Source organism: Stenotrophomonas sp. Steno-C17, from assembly GCF_056393165.1.
Genome location: NZ_JBWJPD010000009.1, coordinates 117,777 through 132,790, shown reverse-complemented (window position 1 = coordinate 132,790; position 15,014 = coordinate 117,777). Strand labels below are relative to the sequence as shown.

Below are 15,014 nucleotides of genomic sequence, written 5' to 3'. Positions count from 1 at the left end.
CGCCATCCCCGGCGCCGCGGTTGTGCATCGGAAAGGGAGTGGCTTACTTGGCCGAGTTCAGGGTACCGGCCGGCAGCACGTTGCCGACAGCGCCCTTCTGCACGCGGATGCGCACGTTGTCAGCCACTTCGATGGTGATGAAGTTGTCGCCGATGTCGGTGACCACGCCGGCGATGCCGCCATTGGTCAGCACTTCGTCGCCACGCTTGATCTTTTCCAGCATGGCCTTGTGCTCCTTCTGCCGCTTCATCTGCGGGCGGATCATCAGGAAGTACATGATGGCGATCAGGATGATCGGGAACAGCAGCGTGGTCAGGCCCATGCCCTGCGGTTGGCCGCCGGCGGCCTGGGCGTGGGCGGCGGGAATCAGGAAGGCAAGCAGGTTCATCGTTGGTCCTTTGGTTGGGCGGCGCTCCCGCTCGTTCACGGGCGGGGGTGTCGACCGCGGATCTGGGTCAGCCTTGAAGTATGCCACGGCCCCGGACGTTCGTCCTTGGGCCGTTCGGCAGGGGTACCACGGGGTTACAGCGGGGGCGCAACCGCCCCACGGGCCGCATAGAAGGACTCGCGGAAGGCCTGGAAGGTTCCCGCCTCGATGGACGCGCGGATGTCGGCCATCAGTTTTTCGTAATAGAACAGGTTGTGCAGGGTGCCCAGCATGGGCGCCAGCATCTCGTTGCAGCGGTCCAGGTGGCGCAGGTACGAGCGGGTGTAGCCGCCGGTGCAGGCCACGCAGCCGCAGCCCGGCTCGATCGGGTCCATGTCGCGGGCGTACTGCGAATTGCGGATGCGAACGGTGCCGAACGAGGTGAAATAGTGGCCGTTGCGGGCGTTGCGGGTCGGCATCACGCAATCGAACATGTCCACGCCGCGGGCCACGCCTTCCACCAGGTCTTCCGGTCGGCCCACGCCCATCAGGTATCGCGGGCGGTCGCTGGGCAGCTCCGGGTCCAGGTGGTCCAGCATGGCGTTGCGCTCGTCTTCCGGCTCGCCCACGGCCAGGCCGCCAATGGCGTAACCGTCGAAGCCGATGGCCTGCAGGGCGTCGGCCGAACGGCTGCGCAGGTCGGTATGCACCCCACCCTGCACGATGCCGAACAGGGCCGCGTCGTTGCCCAGCTCGTCATGGGCGTTGCGACTGCGCTGGGCCCAGCGCAGGCTCAGCTCCATCGAACGGCGCGCCACCTCTTCGGTGGCCGGGTACGGCGTGCACTCGTCGAAGATCATCACCACGTCCGAATCGAGCACCTTCTGGATCTTCATGCTCTCTTCCGGGCCCAGGAACACGCGGGCGCCGTCGGTGGGCGAGGCGAAGGTCACGCCCTGCTCGGTGATCTTGCGGCGGTGGGCCAGCGAGAACACCTGGAAGCCACCCGAATCGGTCAGGATCGGGCCATCCCAGCGGCAGAAGCCGTGCAGGCCGCCGTGGTCGGCGATGATGTCCAGGCCCGGGCGCAGGTACAGATGGAAGGTGTTGCCCAGGATGATTTCCGCGCCCAGCGCGCGCACCTGGTCCGGCAGGATGCCCTTGACCGAGCCATAGGTCCCCACCGGCATGAAGGCCGGCGTTTCCACCGTGCCACGCGGGAAGGTCAGGCGGCCGCGGCGGGCACGGCCGTCACGGGTCTGGAGCTGGAACTGCAATCGGGACATGGAGCGGTCATTCGGGCAAATAGTTGCCTATTGTCTCCCAAAGCGGCCGATGCCGGTAGCGCCGGGCCATGCCCGGCGACCGTTGCACCGCCCCGTCCCGCCGGGCATGGCCCGGCGCTACCGTTATTGTTCCTGCGGGAACAGCAGCATCGCGTCGCCGTAGCTGAAGAAGCGGTAACGCTGCTCGATCGCGTGCTGGTAGGCCTGGAACACCCGCTCGCGGCCGGCGAAGGCCGAAATCATCATCAGCAGCGTGCTTTCGGGCAGGTGGAAGTTGGTCACCATCGCATCGACGCTGCGGATGCGGTAACCCGGGGTGATGAAGATCTGGGTCTCGCCGGCGAACGGCAGCAGTTCGCCGTCGCGCATGGCGCTTTCCAGCGCGCGCACCACGGTCGTGCCCACGCCGATCACCCGCCCGCCGGCCTCGCGCGTACGCCGCACCTCCTGCACCAGTTCAGCGCCCACGTTCAGCCACTCGCGGTGCATCACGTGGTCCTTCAGGTCATCCACGCGCACCGGCTGGAAGGTGCCCGCACCCACGTGCAGGGTCACGTGACCGAACGCCACGCCCTTGTCCTTCAGCGCCGCCAGCAAAGCCTCATCGAAATGCAGGCCGGCGGTCGGTGCCGCCACAGCACCCACTTCGCGGGCGAACACGGTCTGGTAGCGCTCGCGGTCATCCTGCCCCGGCTCGCGCTGGATGTACGGCGGCAGCGGCAACCGGCCGGCATGCAGCAGCCACTGCTCCAGCGACTCGGGCACATGGAACTGCAGCAGGTAGAACTCGCCGTCACGGCCCAGTACTTCGGCCTCGCCACCGGCATCCAGAGCGATGCGGCTGCCGGCCTTGGGCGACTTGCTGGCGCCCACCTGGGCCCGCACCTGCTGACCGCCCAGCAGGCGCTCGATCAGGATCTCCACGCGCCCGCCACTGGCCTTCTGCCCGAACAGGCGGGCCGGGATGACCCGGGTATCGTTGAACACCAGCAGATCGCCCGGCTGCAGCAGCGAGGGCAGATCGCGCACCTGCACGTCAGTGAAGGCGGCGGGGGCCGGCGGCACCACCATCAGGCGGCTGGCCGAACGCTCGGCCAGCGGCGCCTGGGCAATCAGTTCGGCCGGCAGGTCGTAATGGAAATCGGACTTCTTCAAGGCGGTGGCGGCATCAGGTCGACAATGGCGCGCATTGTACGTCCAGCGCCCACCAGCCAGCGTGCATCGTGGCGAACGTCGGGCATTATGCTGCTATGCAGCAGGTTTCTGCGGGGTTATCGCGCAAAAAAACAAGTGCTAGCATCAGGTAGGAAGTCCGCTGCACGAGCCTGCCCCAAAGCGCGCGTGATGACGCGCGTTCTGCATTTTCAGGCCCGTGTGAACCATCGTTTCAGGAGATCTGCAATGAGCTTCATCGAACGTCTTGCCCCCCTGCGCACCCAGCCCGGCACCCGCCTGACCACCGGTCTGGACGATGCCACCCTGACCGCCCTGGCCGACCGCCACCCGCAGCTGGTCGCCGCGGTGGACGCCGCCGCCGCGGAGTTCGCGCGCGTGCAGGGCGAACTGGGGCCGCTGCTGGCCCAGGACGAGCAGGCCCAGATCGAGGCCATGCAGGACGGCTTCGTGAACTTCTATGCAGATGATGCGGTGACCCCGTACGTGGCGCTGGCCGCACGCGGCCCGTGGGTGGTCACCCTGAAGGGCGCGGTGCTGTACGACGCCGGTGGCTACGGCATGCTCGGCTTCGGCCACACCCCCGATGCCGTGCTCGAAGCGATGGCCCGGCCGCAGGTGATGGCCAACATCATGACCCCCAGCCTGTCGCAGCAGCGCTTCATCACCGCCCTGCGCGCCGAAGTCGGCCACCGCCGCGGCGGCTGCCCGTATGCCCGTTTCATGTGCCTGAACTCCGGCTCCGAAGCGGTCGGCCTGGCCGCGCGCATCGCCGATGTGAACGCCAAGCTGCAGACCGATCCGGGTGCGCGCCATGCCGGCGCCGCCATCAAGCGGGTGGTGATCAAGGGCAGCTTCCACGGGCGCACCGATCGCCCGGCGCTGTATTCCGATTCCAGCCGCAAGACCTACCTGCAGCACCTGGCCAGCTACCGCGGCGAGGACTCGGTGATCACCGTGGCGCCCTATGACGAGGCCGCCCTGCGCCAGGTCTTCGACGATGCCGCGCGCAACCAGTGGTTCATCGAAGCGGTGTTCCTGGAACCGGTGATGGGTGAAGGCGACCCGGGCCGCTCGGTGCCGCCGGCCTTCTATGCCCTGGCCCGCGAACTGACCCGTGCCCACGGCAGCCTGCTGCTGCTCGATTCGATCCAGGCCGGCCTGCGTGCGCACGGGGTGCTGTCGGTGGTCGATTACCCCGGCTTCGAAGGCCTGGACCCGCCGGACATGGAAACCTATTCCAAGGCCCTGAACGCGGCCCAGTACCCGCTGTCGGTGCTGGCGGTGACCGAACATGCCGCCCAGCTGTACCGCAAGGGCATCTACGGCAACACCATGACCAGCAACCCGCGGGCGCTGGATGTGGCCTGCGCCACCCTGGCCCAGCTGACCCCGCAGGTGCGCGCCAACATCGCCGAGCGCGGCGCCGAGGCCGTGCGCAAGCTGGAGCAGCTGAAGAACGAGCTGGGCGGTCTGATCACCAAGGTGCAGGGCACCGGCCTGCTGTTCTCGTGCGAGCTGGCCCCGCAGTTCAAGTGCTATGGCGCCCAGTCCACCGAGGAATGGCTGCGCCAGCACGGCATCAACGTGATCCACGGTGGCGAGAACTCGCTGCGCTTCACCCCGCACTTCGGCATGGACAGCGACGAGCTGGACCTGCTGGTGGGCATGGTCGGCCGTGCATTGCGTGAAGGCCCGCGCCGCCAGCAGGCCGCCGCCGCCTGATATGTAGCGTCGAGCCATGCTCGACTGCGCTTCGTTCGGATCCTGGCAACGGCCCAGTCGAGCATGGCTCGACTCTACAAAGGGCCAGTCGAGCATGCTCGACTCTACGCAGCAGGACGGACAGCGCGCAGTCGGGCAGAACCCGGCCCAAGGCCTCATACTCCCTGCACACCCCGCCCGCAGCCGCTGATCCGGCTGCCGGCGGGGCGTTTTCGTTTCCGCATCAAGAGACAGGCACACCATGAAGTCGATCTGCGTCTACTGTGGCTCCAACGCCGGCAGCAAGCCGGCCTATACCGAACGCGCCATCGCGCTGGGCGACCGCATCGCCCGTGACGGCATGCGCCTGGTGTATGGCGGCGGCAACGTCGGCCTGATGGGCACCGTGGCCAATGCGGTGCTGGCCGCTGGCGGCGAAGTGACCGGGGTGATCCCGCGCCAGCTGGCCGACTGGGAAGTAGCCCACCGCGGCCTGACCGAACTGGAAATCGTCGGTTCCATGCACGAGCGCAAGTCGCGCATGTTCGATCTGTCCGATGGCTTCGTCGCCCTGCCCGGCGGCTTCGGCACCATGGAAGAAATCTTCGAAATGCTGACCTGGCGCCAGCTGGGCATCGGCAACAAGCCCTGCGCCTTCCTGGACGTGGACGGCTTCTACGCGCCGCTGATCGGCATGATCGATCGCATGGTCGAAGAGCGCTTCCTGCACCCGGAGCAGCGCCAGGACCTCTGGTATGGCTCGGACATCGAGGAAATGCTGGTCTGGATGAAGAACTACCAGCCGGCCCAGGCCTCGAAGTGGATCGACGAAAAGCGCCGCGCCGCGCTGCGTTGATGCACCCGCGCGCGGCGGCTCAGGCCACCGCGCGCGTCCACGGCGCCGGGCGCCCCAGCAGGTAGCCCTGGCCGTAATCGCAGCCCAGCTCCAGCAGGCTCTGCCGCTGCGGCTCGGTCTCGATGCCTTCGCCGATGGTTTCAATGCCCAGCGTGCGCGCCAGTGACAGCACGCCTTCCACCAGTGCGCGCGTGCTCTGCGCTTCCGGCCCATGCAGACCGGCAATGAAGCTCTGGTCGATCTTCAGCGTGCTGATCGGGAACCGGTGCAGGTAGGACAGTGCCGAGAAGCCGGTGCCGAAATCGTCCAGCTGCACCTGGATGCCGCGCTCACGCAGGCCTTTCAGCGTGCGCAGCGTGTGCGGACCGTCGTCCAGCAGCGCCACCTCGGTGATCTCCAGGCGCAGCCGCCGCGGATCGGCATCGCAGGCTTCCAGCAGCCCAAACAGACGCGCACTGAAATCGGCCGAGCGGAAGTGCCGCGGTGACACGTTCACCGAAACATAGCCGCGACCCCCATCGGCCAGGCCGGCGATCACCTGCTCGTAGATCAGCCAGTCGACCTGTTCGATCAGGCCGCTTTCCTCACCCAGCTCCAGGAACGCGCCGGGCAGCAGCAGCCCACGGCGCTCGTGCTGCCAGCGCAGCAGCGCCTCGTGGCCGACCACTTCGCCGTCGGTCAGGCGCACGATCGGCTGGTAGAACGGCACGAAATCGCGGTTGTTGATCGCGCGCCGCAGGTCCGCTTCCAGGTCCAGGCTGCGCATGGCCTGCTCGCGCATGTCTTCGTCGAAGATCGCACAGCGGTCATGGCCCTGCGCCTTGGCCCGGTACATGGCCGCGTCGGCGTCACGCAGCAGTTCTTCACCGGTGCGGTAGTGGTTGTTCCACAGGGCGATGCCCAGGCTGCCCGAGGGGAACAGTTCGCGGCCGGCAATCCACACCGATTCCTGCAGCGCCAGCAGCAGCCGCTGGCCGAAATCCAGGGCCTGCGACAGGCCGCTGGGGCATTCCAGCAGCACCGCGAACTCGTCGCCGCCCAGCCGCGCCACCACGTCATTGTCACCGGCCATCGAGACGATGCGCTTGGCTACTTCCACCAGCATGCGGTCGCCGGCGGCGTGGCCGATGCTGTCGTTGACCAGCTTGAAGCGGTCCAGGTCCAGGAACAGCACCGCGAACACCGGGCCGCCCTCGCGCCGCGCGCGCGCCAGTGCGTCCTGCAGCCGATCCAGCAGGTGCAGGCGATTGGGCAGGCCGGTCAACGCATCGTGCATGGCCTGGTGGGTCAGTCGCTGTTCGGCGCGCAGGCGTTCGGCAATCTGGCCCAGCAGCTTGTCGTTCACCTCGCCCAGCTCGCGGGTGCGCTCTTCCACGCGCTTTTCCAGCTCGGCGTGGGCCAGCCGCAGGTTCTGCTGGTCGCGCTGGCGGGCCAGCCCGGTACCGATGTTCTGCGCCACGAACGTCAACAGGCGCTGGTCATGCACGCTGAAGGAAATCTGCGCGCTGTAGCTCTGCACCACGATCGCGCCAACCACTTCGTCATCGCGCAGCAGCGGCACGCCCAGCCAGCACTGCGAACGCGCGCCGTGCTCGCGCACTTCGCCCGCTTCCAGCAGCGCGTCGATCTGCGCCCGCGATGCCAGCAACGGGCGCCGATGGCGCACCACGTACTCGGTCAGGCCGCGGCTGAACGCGCGCGGTGCGCGGCTGGCGTTGTGCTCGTCCACTGAATAGACAAAGTCCAGGCCGTCGCCACGCCCATTGACCAGCGCGATGTAGAAATTGCGCGCATCCAGCAGGCGCCCGACCACGCCATGCACCTGGCCATAGAACTGCGCCAGGCTCTCGGCGGACATCGCCAGTTCGGCAATGTTGTACAGCGCGGTCTGCAATTGTTCGGCGCGGCGGCGCTCGGCCACTTCATCCTGCAGGCTGCGATTGGCCCGCTGCAGCTCCAGCGTGCGGCGCTCCACCTGCTGCTCCAGCCGCACCTGGGCCTGGCGGCGGTCCATCGCGGTCTGCACATGCTGGGCGACAAAGCCCAGCAGCGCACGCTCGGCCTCGCCATAGCGCGCGCCGGATTCATAGCTCTGCACCACGATGGCGCCACAGACCCGGCCGTCACGCAGCATCGGCACGCCCAGCCAGTCCTCGCTTTCCGGCCCGCGCTGCGGGTCGTGTTCCAGCCCCCCGACCTGCGCCAGCAGGGCACGCGAGGGACCACTGAGCGGCCGGCCATGCTGCAGCAGCGCAACCGTCAGGCTGTGCGGCATGTCGTCGGTGGCATAGGCGCGTGCCGGATCGGCAACGAAATCGTCCAGCTGGTCGGCAAAGTACAGGAAGCGGATCTGCCGGCGCACATCGTCATACTCGACGATGTAGCAGTTCTCGGCGTACATCAGCGACCCCAGCACGCCGTGCACGTGGCGCAGCATTTCGCCCATTTCCAGATCGGCGCCGGCCAGGTCGGCAATCTGGAACAGCGCCTGCTGCAGCCGCTCGGCCTGTTCCAGCGCACGGATCTGCCCGGCCTGGCGGCCGCGCTGCAGCGCCAGTTCCATCGCCTGCCGGGCCATGGCCCACCAGGCAGCCGATGGCGCAGCGCCCTGCACCTGCAACCGCAGCTGCGCACCATCGTGGTCCCACTGCTGGCAACCGCCATCCACCGCACACGGGCCCAGCCACAGCGACGCCTCGCCCTCGCCCCCTGCCGGCCAGCCATCCTGGCCACGCCCCAGCTGCGGGTCGTCCCAGCCCACGCGCACGCAGGCTTCGGCCGGCAGCAGCGCGTGCAGCGCGCGCACCAGCGCCGTGCTCAGCACGGCCTCGTGTGGTGGTTGCAGCTGCACGCGTTCGGCTTGCATGGACACAATTGCGATCTCTTGGCGCCGCAACGCAGCGCCTCCCCTGAGTCACCGAGCATAGCGCGCCACCGGGGGGGCAATGGAAGCCCGCCAACCCCGATTCGCAGACCGGGCCGTTATTGCGTGCACATTCCAACGTAACGCGCCCTTTGAACGTCGCCCTGCCCCTGCCCGTCACCGGCTATGCGCCATCGCCTACAGGGCTTACCCTGTACGGCGTGGACGCTACTGCCCTGCCAACCGACGAAGCGCTGATGCTGGCCTGGGCCGGTGGCGACCTGCATGCGTTCGAAAGCCTGTACGCGCGCCATCGCAAGCGCCTGTTCGGTTTCCTGCTGCGGCAGCTGCGCGACAACGCGCTGGCCGAGGAAATCTTCCAGGACGTCTGGCAACGGGTGATCAGTGCGCGGGCGGGCTGGCAGCCCGATGCCGCATTCAGCACGTGGCTGTTCCGCATCGCGCACAACCGGTTGAACGATCACTGGCGCGCGGCGCGCCACCGGCCATCGGCACCGGCCGACGCGGACCTGCGGTTGGCGGCGCTGGAAGATGGGCAGACACCGGAAGCGGAGCTGTCCGAATTCGAGCAGCGCCGGCGCGTCCAGCGCGCCATGGAAGACCTGCCGCCCGAGCAGCGCGAAGTGCTGCAGCTGCGGCTGGAACAGGAACTGAGCCTGGAGGAGATCGGCCAGATCACCGGCGTTGGCCGGGAAACCGTGAAATCGCGGCTGCGCTATGCGATGGACAAGCTGCGTGCGGGACTGAGCGCATGAACCGAGACGATCCACTGACCCCGGAAGAACGCGCACTGGCAGGCCTGCTGGGGCGTCGCAGCGAGCAGGCGCCGCCGGCATCGCTGGACGCGACCATCCTGGCCGCCGCGCGCGCCGCCGTGCACGACACCGCGGCCCCGGCGCCGGATGCTGCCGCCGGGGCCAGCCACCCGATTGATCGGGCCCGGCGCGCACGCACTGGCCGGCGCTGGCCGGCCGTGTTCGGCATCGCCGCATCCACGGTGCTGGCGGTCGGTATCGCCTGGCAGATGCGCCCGGAACCGCCGTCACCCCCGCCGATGGAATCCAGTGCCCCGGCCCGCCCGGAAACCGCCGCAGCGGACGCCGCGGCACCCGCGCCCGTGGCCGAGCCCGCTGCGGTCGGCGCCACCACCGCACCTGCGCCGACGAACGAATCCGCACCCGCACCGGCCGAAGCGGCACCTGCCCCGGTCATGTCCCGCCGCGCACCTGCGCCTGCGCCGGCCGCACCCGAACCGCAACCTGCCGCCGCGCCGGTGGTCAGCGATGTCGTGGCGCCACCTGCGCCGCCCGCCCCGCCGGCACCGCCTGCCCCGGTTGCGTACTCCGCGCCTGCGCCTGCAGCGGCGGCCGCCATGGCCGATACCGCCGAAGTGGCCGCCGAAGCCGCACCCGCCGCACGCCCGCAGCAGCGCGAAGCCGCTTCCGCTTTCAAGGCCAGCCCGGCACCGGCCAGTGCGCCGGCCGCGCGCGCGCCCGGAGTGATGCTGCGCCGCTCCAGCGATGCCGGGCTGAGCGCACAGGACGTGCACGCCGAAGTACTGGCCGATGCCAAGCTGCCACGCCGGCAATGGCTGCAGAAGATCCGCGAGCGCCGCGATGCCGGCCAGCGCGATCTGGCCCGCATCAGCCTGGAACGCTATCTGCAGCAGTACCCCGAATCGCGCCTGCCAAAGGATCTGCGCCCGCTGCTGGACGACTGAGGCAAGCCGGTGGCAACGCCGTAGAATGGGTGCAATGCCCGATACCCTCGCCCAGCCCGTCAGCCATACGCTGGAGATCAAGCACAGCCGCTTCACCGCCCATGCCGCGCCCATCGACGGTGCCGCGGCGGCGCTGGCGTTCCTGCAGCAGGTGGCCGTGGCCGACGCCACCCACAACTGCTGGGCCTACCGGCACGGCCAGGATTACCGTTCCAGCGACGATGGCGAACCGGCCGGCACGGCCGGTCGGCCGATCCTGGCGGCCATCGATGGCCAGGGCTTTGATCGGGTGGTGGTGGTGGTCACGCGCTGGTACGGCGGCATCAAGCTGGGCGCCGGTGGTCTGGTCCGCGCCTATGGCGGTACTGCCGCAGAATGCCTGCGCACCGCGCCACGCCAGCCCCTGGTGGAACTGGCACGGCTGCAACTGGCCGCCGGCTTCGAGGATCTGGGTGCCCTGCACGCCGCCCTGCCCGCGCACGGGGCCGAAAAACGCGATGAACAGTTCGACAGCCACGGTGTGCGGCTGCGGGTGGAATTGCCCGCAGAGCAGGTGGAAGCATTGAAAACGCGCCTGCGCGACGCCACCCGTGATCGTATCCGCATCTACAACGATGACCTGCATGACTGACAAGGACGACGCCACCGCCTCGACCCCGCCGCTGCGCCGCCTGGGCAGCCTGCGCACGCTGTGGCCTTTCGTGCGTCGCCACCGCGGCCTGTTCAGCGCCTGGCTGGTGGCGCTGGCGATCTCCTCGGCGGCCACGCTCAGCCTGCCGCCGGCGGTCAAGCAGATGATCGACCATGGCTTCAGCAGCGGCGGCCAGATCAACCGCGCCTTCGCGCTGTTGATGCTGGTGGCCGTGGTGATGGCCCTGGCCACCGCCGCACGCTTCTACTTCGTATCGCTGCTGGGCGAAAAAGTGGTGGCCGACCTGCGCAGCAAGCTGTACGCGCACCTGATCCAGCTGGGCGCCGGCTTCCACGACCGCAGCCGCAGCGGCGAACTGGTCTCGCGGCTGACCGCCGACAGCGAGCTGCTGCGCAGCGTGGTCGGCTCCACCATGTCCGTCGCCCTGCGCAGCAGCGTGACCGTGGTCGGCAGCCTGGGCATGCTGTTCGTCACCAGCCCGCGCCTGGCGGCGTGGTCGCTGCTGGGCATTCCGCTGGCGGTGCTGCCGATCATCATCGGCGCGCGCAAGCTGCGCACGGTGGCGCGCAACAGCCAGGACCGCATTGCCGACGCCAACAGCCTGGCCAGCGAAACACTGGGCGCGGTGCGCACGGTGCAGGCGCATGCGCGCGAACCCTACGAGCGTGGCCGCTTCGACCACGCGCTGGGCGATGCCATCCACGCCGCACGGCGGCGCATCGGCGCGCAGTCGCTGGTCACCGCCAGCGCCATCCTGCTGGTCTTTGGTGCCATCGTCGGCGTGCTGTGGCTCGGTGCCCACGATGTCATTGCCGGCCGCCTGAGCGCCGGCACCCTGGGCCAGTTCGTCCTGTACGCCCTGATCGGCGGCGGTTCGGTGGGTGCGCTGGCCGAAGTCTGGAACGAACTGCAGCGTGCCGCCGGTGGCATGGGGCGCATTGGCGAGCTGCTGCAGGAAGACATCGAAATCCGCGCGCCGGCCCAGCCGCGTGCGCTGCCGCAGCCGATGCGCGGCGAGATCCAGTTCGACGATGTGGTGTTCCACTACCCGCAGCGCCCCGACCAGGCAGCACTGCAGCATTTCAGCCTGCACGTGCGTCCTGGCGAAACCGTGGCCCTGGTCGGCCCTTCCGGCGCCGGCAAGAGCACGGTGCTGTCGATGCTGCTGCGCTTCCACGACCCCGAGCAGGGCCGCGTGTGCGTGGACGGGATCGACGTGCGCGAGGCCGATCCGGCCGCACTGCGCGCGCAACTGGCCCTGGTGCCGCAGCAGCCCACGCTGTTTGCCGCCAGCGCGCGCGACAACATCCGTTACGGCCGCCTGCAGGCCAGCGATGCCGAGGTGGAGGATGCCGCCCGCGCCGCCGAGGCTGACACCTTCCTGCGCGCCCTGCCGCAGGGCTACGACAGCGAACTGGGCGAGCGCGGTGCGCGCCTTTCCGGTGGCCAGCAGCAGCGCGTGGCGATTGCCCGTGCGTTGCTGAAGGACGCGCCGATCCTGTTGCTGGACGAAGCCACCAGTGCCCTGGACGCACAGAGTGAGCACGGCGTGCAGCAGGCGCTGGAACGGCTGATGGCCGGACGCACCACGCTGGTGATCGCACACCGCCTGGCCACCGTGCTGAAGGCCGATCGCATCGTGGTAATGGACCATGGCCGCATCGTGGCCGAGGGCACGCATGCACAGCTGCTGGCCGAAGGCGGTCTGTATGCTGAACTGGCGCGCCTGCAGTTCATCGATTGATGACGTCCTGCTAACGCGGGGCGGCCCACGCTGGCACCGCAGCGAACCGGCTGCACACAGGAGCTGGGCGATGTCGTTCCGTCAGTTTCCCGCCGTGGACAACCACGGCGAAACCCATGTCATCATCGAATTCAAGCCCGACGCCGACGGCAGCGGGCACGCGTCAGAGGCCACCCCGCGCTACGAACTGGACGATGGCCGGCACCTGGTGCGCAACGGCCGCGAGTTCACCACCACCGGCGGTGAGCTGCATCTGACGATCTGATCGGGCCGCCCGGATTGGCCCGGGCCGACCACCGGTAGGTGTCGACCTTGGTCGACACAGGGCGTCAGTCGAGCATGGCTCGACTCTACAAGAAGGTGTGGCCAATTTTTCGCCAATCGTCTTGACAGCATTGCCTGCCAAGGCCTGCGCGCGGTTATCCACACCTTTACGCAGAAACCATCCACATCCCCTGTGGATGAATGCGGCTATGCGAGCACCCGCCCGATGCCGCTGGCATCGACGTCGGCCGCCGCCAGCGCAATGGCCCCGGCATCGCTGCCGGCCACGAAGCCGATGCGGAAGTGCACCTCACCGGCCGGCGTGCGCGAGGAATGGATCGAGGCCAGGCTGATGCCGTGCTGCTCGAAGACATTCAGCAGTTCGCGCAGCGAACCGGGGCGATCCTCGGGCAGGTGCACCGACAGCGCATTGCGTTCGGTCAGGTCGGCCAGCAAATACCCCACCCGCTCGAAGGTGTAGTTGCCGGCGGCCAGGGCCGGTTCGCCGAAGGCGGCGTGGTTGGCGGAAAGTGACTGCTCACGGAAGGCCCCGCGCGCCGCATCGTCGCCCTGCCCGACCTGCACCTGCAGGCGCTGCAGATGGCCGACCAGCTTTTCCAGCATCGGCGCCACATACGGGTTGCCGAACTGGATGTCCTCGTAGATGGACGGGTTCAACGACAGGATGCGCGAAATGATTGCCGTATCCAGTTCGAAGGACGCCGAGCGGTACGGCATCATCGCCGCCAGGTCACCCAGCTGCGGCTGGTACTCGCGCAGCACACCGGCCTGGGCCAGATGCGTGGCGTGCACCATCGCCTGTACCAGCGCCATCATCTGGTCGTGGTGCTGCGGCGTGGCACGCACGCACTCGGCCTGCAGCGCACTGCACAGCGCATTTACCCAGGGCTGCCACTGCTGCAGGCGCGCCTCGCACACCACCATCACCCGCCCCTTCAGGGTGGGTGCCTTTGGCGGCGCGGTCATCGGGTGCAACCCGACCACCTCGGCCTGTGACGCCAGCATGGCCTGCACCGGCCCCTCTTTCACCGAGGTCACGTCCAGCCACAGTCGCCCGGCCTCACGCCCGCCCGACTGTTCCACGTAGCGGGCAATCAGCGCCGGCGTATGCCGGATCGGTGCAGAGAACACCAGCACATCGGCCTGCGCCAGCAGTTGCTCCGGCGAATGCGAGGTCGGGTCGGCCGGGTCATGGCCGATCACCTGCAACTGCATGTGCTGCTGGAAGAAACGCGTCAGCCAGCGCCCGTAGGCACCGGCGCTGCCAACGATGCCGACCGTGCGCGGCGTGCGTGCCTGCAAGGACGTCATGCCAGTCGCTCGGCCTGGAAGCGGGCGCCGTCAGCCAACGCGGCCGGGGCCGCGGCAATCACATCGAACTCCTCGAAGCCCTGCGCCAGCGTGGCTTCCAATGCGGCATGGGTGCCGGCCACGGCGCGCGAAATCGCCTGCTGCATCGATTCACCGCGCAGCAGGAACGACACCACCAGGGCCATCAGCACATCGCCGGTGCCGGCCACATCCACCGGCAGCAGCGGCGAGGTCCAGCGCCAGGTTTCCTCGCGCCCCACCGCCAGGGTGACCAGTTCACCCGGATTGCCGCCCACGCTGTGCGCGATCACCCAGTGCGGGCCGCGATCAAGCAGCGTGCGTGCGGCGGCGATGGCATCGGCCTCGGCCAGCGCGGGCATGCCGGTCAGGCGATTGAGTTCGAAAGCATTGGGGGTAACCAGCCAGGCGTGCGGCAGCAGCCGTTCGGCGAAAATGGCCTCCAGCCCCGGTTCCACATAGGGACCGGTATGGGTATCGCCGATCACCGGGTCCAGGCAGTAGCGCAACTGCGGGCAGGCCGGCAGCAGGGTATCCAGCCAGTCGGCGAACGCCGCACCATTGGCGGCGCTGCCGAAATAGCCCGACACCAGCATCTTCGCCCGCTGCGGCAGGCCACGTTCGGCGGTGCCGCGCAGCAGATCGGCGAACCAGTCGGCGGGGAGCACGCGGCCACGGGTGGTGTCGTAGAACGGCGCATTGCTGAGCAGCACGGTCGGTATTTCCGCCACGCGCAGACCCAGCGCGCGCATCGGCGGCACCGCGGCGCTGTTGCCGGCGTGGCCGTAGACCAGTTGCGACTGGACCGAGATGACATCGATCGGCGAGGGCCCGTCGGGCCGCTGGCGACGACCGTGGAGCAAGTGGTTTTCGAGGGATTCGCTCATGCCCGCATTCTACGCCCAGGGAGTTTTCGGCAGGGCTTGCAGCCCTGCACCTGCCCAATGCAACGGCAACGGCAACGACCAAAGCGACAGCAACAGCGGCTATCCGTGGGTAGGCGAGGTGGGTCCG

The 15,014-nt window shown here is 68.6% G+C and carries 13 protein-coding genes; 7 read left to right on the top strand and 6 right to left on the bottom strand.

From position 1 onward, the window contains the following. Nucleotides 1–43: 43 nt before the first annotated feature. From yajC to queA, 3 genes are all read right to left on the bottom strand, one after another. Nucleotides 44–388, bottom strand: a complete 345-nt coding sequence (gene yajC / locus AC06FA_RS10290) for a preprotein translocase subunit YajC (RefSeq protein ID WP_108749352.1) — start codon at nucleotides 386–388, stop codon at nucleotides 44–46. A 134-nt stretch (nucleotides 389–522) separates the two neighbouring features. Beyond that, nucleotides 523–1,653, bottom strand: coding sequence for a tRNA guanosine(34) transglycosylase Tgt (gene tgt / locus AC06FA_RS10285; RefSeq protein ID WP_478068197.1), 1,131 nt, complete (start codon nucleotides 1,651–1,653; stop codon nucleotides 523–525). 123 nt (nucleotides 1,654–1,776) lie between these two features. Then, nucleotides 1,777–2,808: a tRNA preQ1(34) S-adenosylmethionine ribosyltransferase-isomerase QueA gene (gene queA, locus AC06FA_RS10280; RefSeq protein WP_478068196.1), complete on the bottom strand. Its 1,032-nt coding sequence runs from the start codon at nucleotides 2,806–2,808 to the stop codon at nucleotides 1,777–1,779. Between the two features lie 246 nt (nucleotides 2,809–3,054). Here queA and AC06FA_RS10275 point away from each other — a divergent pair, with 246 nt between their 5' ends. After that, complete coding sequence (locus AC06FA_RS10275) at nucleotides 3,055–4,551, top strand: aminotransferase class III-fold pyridoxal phosphate-dependent enzyme (protein ID WP_478068195.1); 1,497 nt, start codon at nucleotides 3,055–3,057, stop codon at nucleotides 4,549–4,551. Nucleotides 4,552–4,792: 241 nt separating this feature from the next. After that, nucleotides 4,793–5,386, top strand: a complete 594-nt coding sequence (locus tag AC06FA_RS10270) for an LOG family protein (RefSeq protein ID WP_108749348.1) — start codon at nucleotides 4,793–4,795, stop codon at nucleotides 5,384–5,386. A 19-nt stretch (nucleotides 5,387–5,405) separates the two neighbouring features. Here AC06FA_RS10270 and AC06FA_RS10265 read toward each other — a convergent pair whose 3' ends face one another. Next, nucleotides 5,406–8,252, bottom strand: coding sequence for a bifunctional diguanylate cyclase/phosphodiesterase (locus AC06FA_RS10265; RefSeq protein ID WP_478068194.1), 2,847 nt, complete (start codon nucleotides 8,250–8,252; stop codon nucleotides 5,406–5,408). A gap of 218 nt (nucleotides 8,253–8,470) precedes the next feature. Between AC06FA_RS10265 and AC06FA_RS10260 the strand changes: the two genes are divergently transcribed. From AC06FA_RS10260 to AC06FA_RS10240, 5 genes are all read left to right on the top strand, one after another. After that, the gene (locus AC06FA_RS10260) at nucleotides 8,471–9,025 is read left to right on the top strand and encodes an RNA polymerase sigma factor (protein ID WP_478068238.1); all 555 of its coding nucleotides are present in this window, start codon (nucleotides 8,471–8,473) and stop codon (nucleotides 9,023–9,025) included. Next, a complete protein-coding gene (locus AC06FA_RS10255) occupies nucleotides 9,022–9,990 on the top strand; it encodes a hypothetical protein (RefSeq protein WP_478068193.1) in 969 nt (322 codons plus the stop codon). Before AC06FA_RS10260 ends, AC06FA_RS10255 begins: the two co-directional genes overlap by 4 nt. 34 nt (nucleotides 9,991–10,024) lie before the next feature. After that, the gene (locus AC06FA_RS10250) at nucleotides 10,025–10,621 is read left to right on the top strand and encodes an IMPACT family protein (protein WP_108761790.1); all 597 of its coding nucleotides are present in this window, start codon (nucleotides 10,025–10,027) and stop codon (nucleotides 10,619–10,621) included. Then, nucleotides 10,614–12,386, top strand: a complete 1,773-nt coding sequence (locus AC06FA_RS10245; RefSeq protein WP_478068192.1) for an ABC transporter transmembrane domain-containing protein — start codon at nucleotides 10,614–10,616, stop codon at nucleotides 12,384–12,386. The genes AC06FA_RS10250 and AC06FA_RS10245 overlap by 8 nt, the downstream gene beginning before the upstream one ends. Nucleotides 12,387–12,456: 70 nt before the next feature. Further along, nucleotides 12,457–12,651 (top strand): hypothetical protein, encoded by a 195-nt coding sequence (locus tag AC06FA_RS10240; RefSeq protein WP_108761788.1) that lies wholly within the window; start codon nucleotides 12,457–12,459, stop codon nucleotides 12,649–12,651. Nucleotides 12,652–12,857: 206 nt separating this feature from the next. Here the strand turns inward: AC06FA_RS10240 and AC06FA_RS10235 are convergent, their stop codons facing one another. Then, nucleotides 12,858–13,982, bottom strand: coding sequence for a prephenate dehydrogenase (locus AC06FA_RS10235; protein WP_478068191.1), 1,125 nt, complete (start codon nucleotides 13,980–13,982; stop codon nucleotides 12,858–12,860). After that, nucleotides 13,979–14,887 (bottom strand): pyridoxal kinase, encoded by a 909-nt coding sequence (gene pdxY, locus AC06FA_RS10230; RefSeq protein WP_478068190.1) that lies wholly within the window; start codon nucleotides 14,885–14,887, stop codon nucleotides 13,979–13,981. The genes AC06FA_RS10235 and pdxY overlap by 4 nt, the downstream gene beginning before the upstream one ends. Nucleotides 14,888–15,014 lie beyond the last annotated feature (127 nt).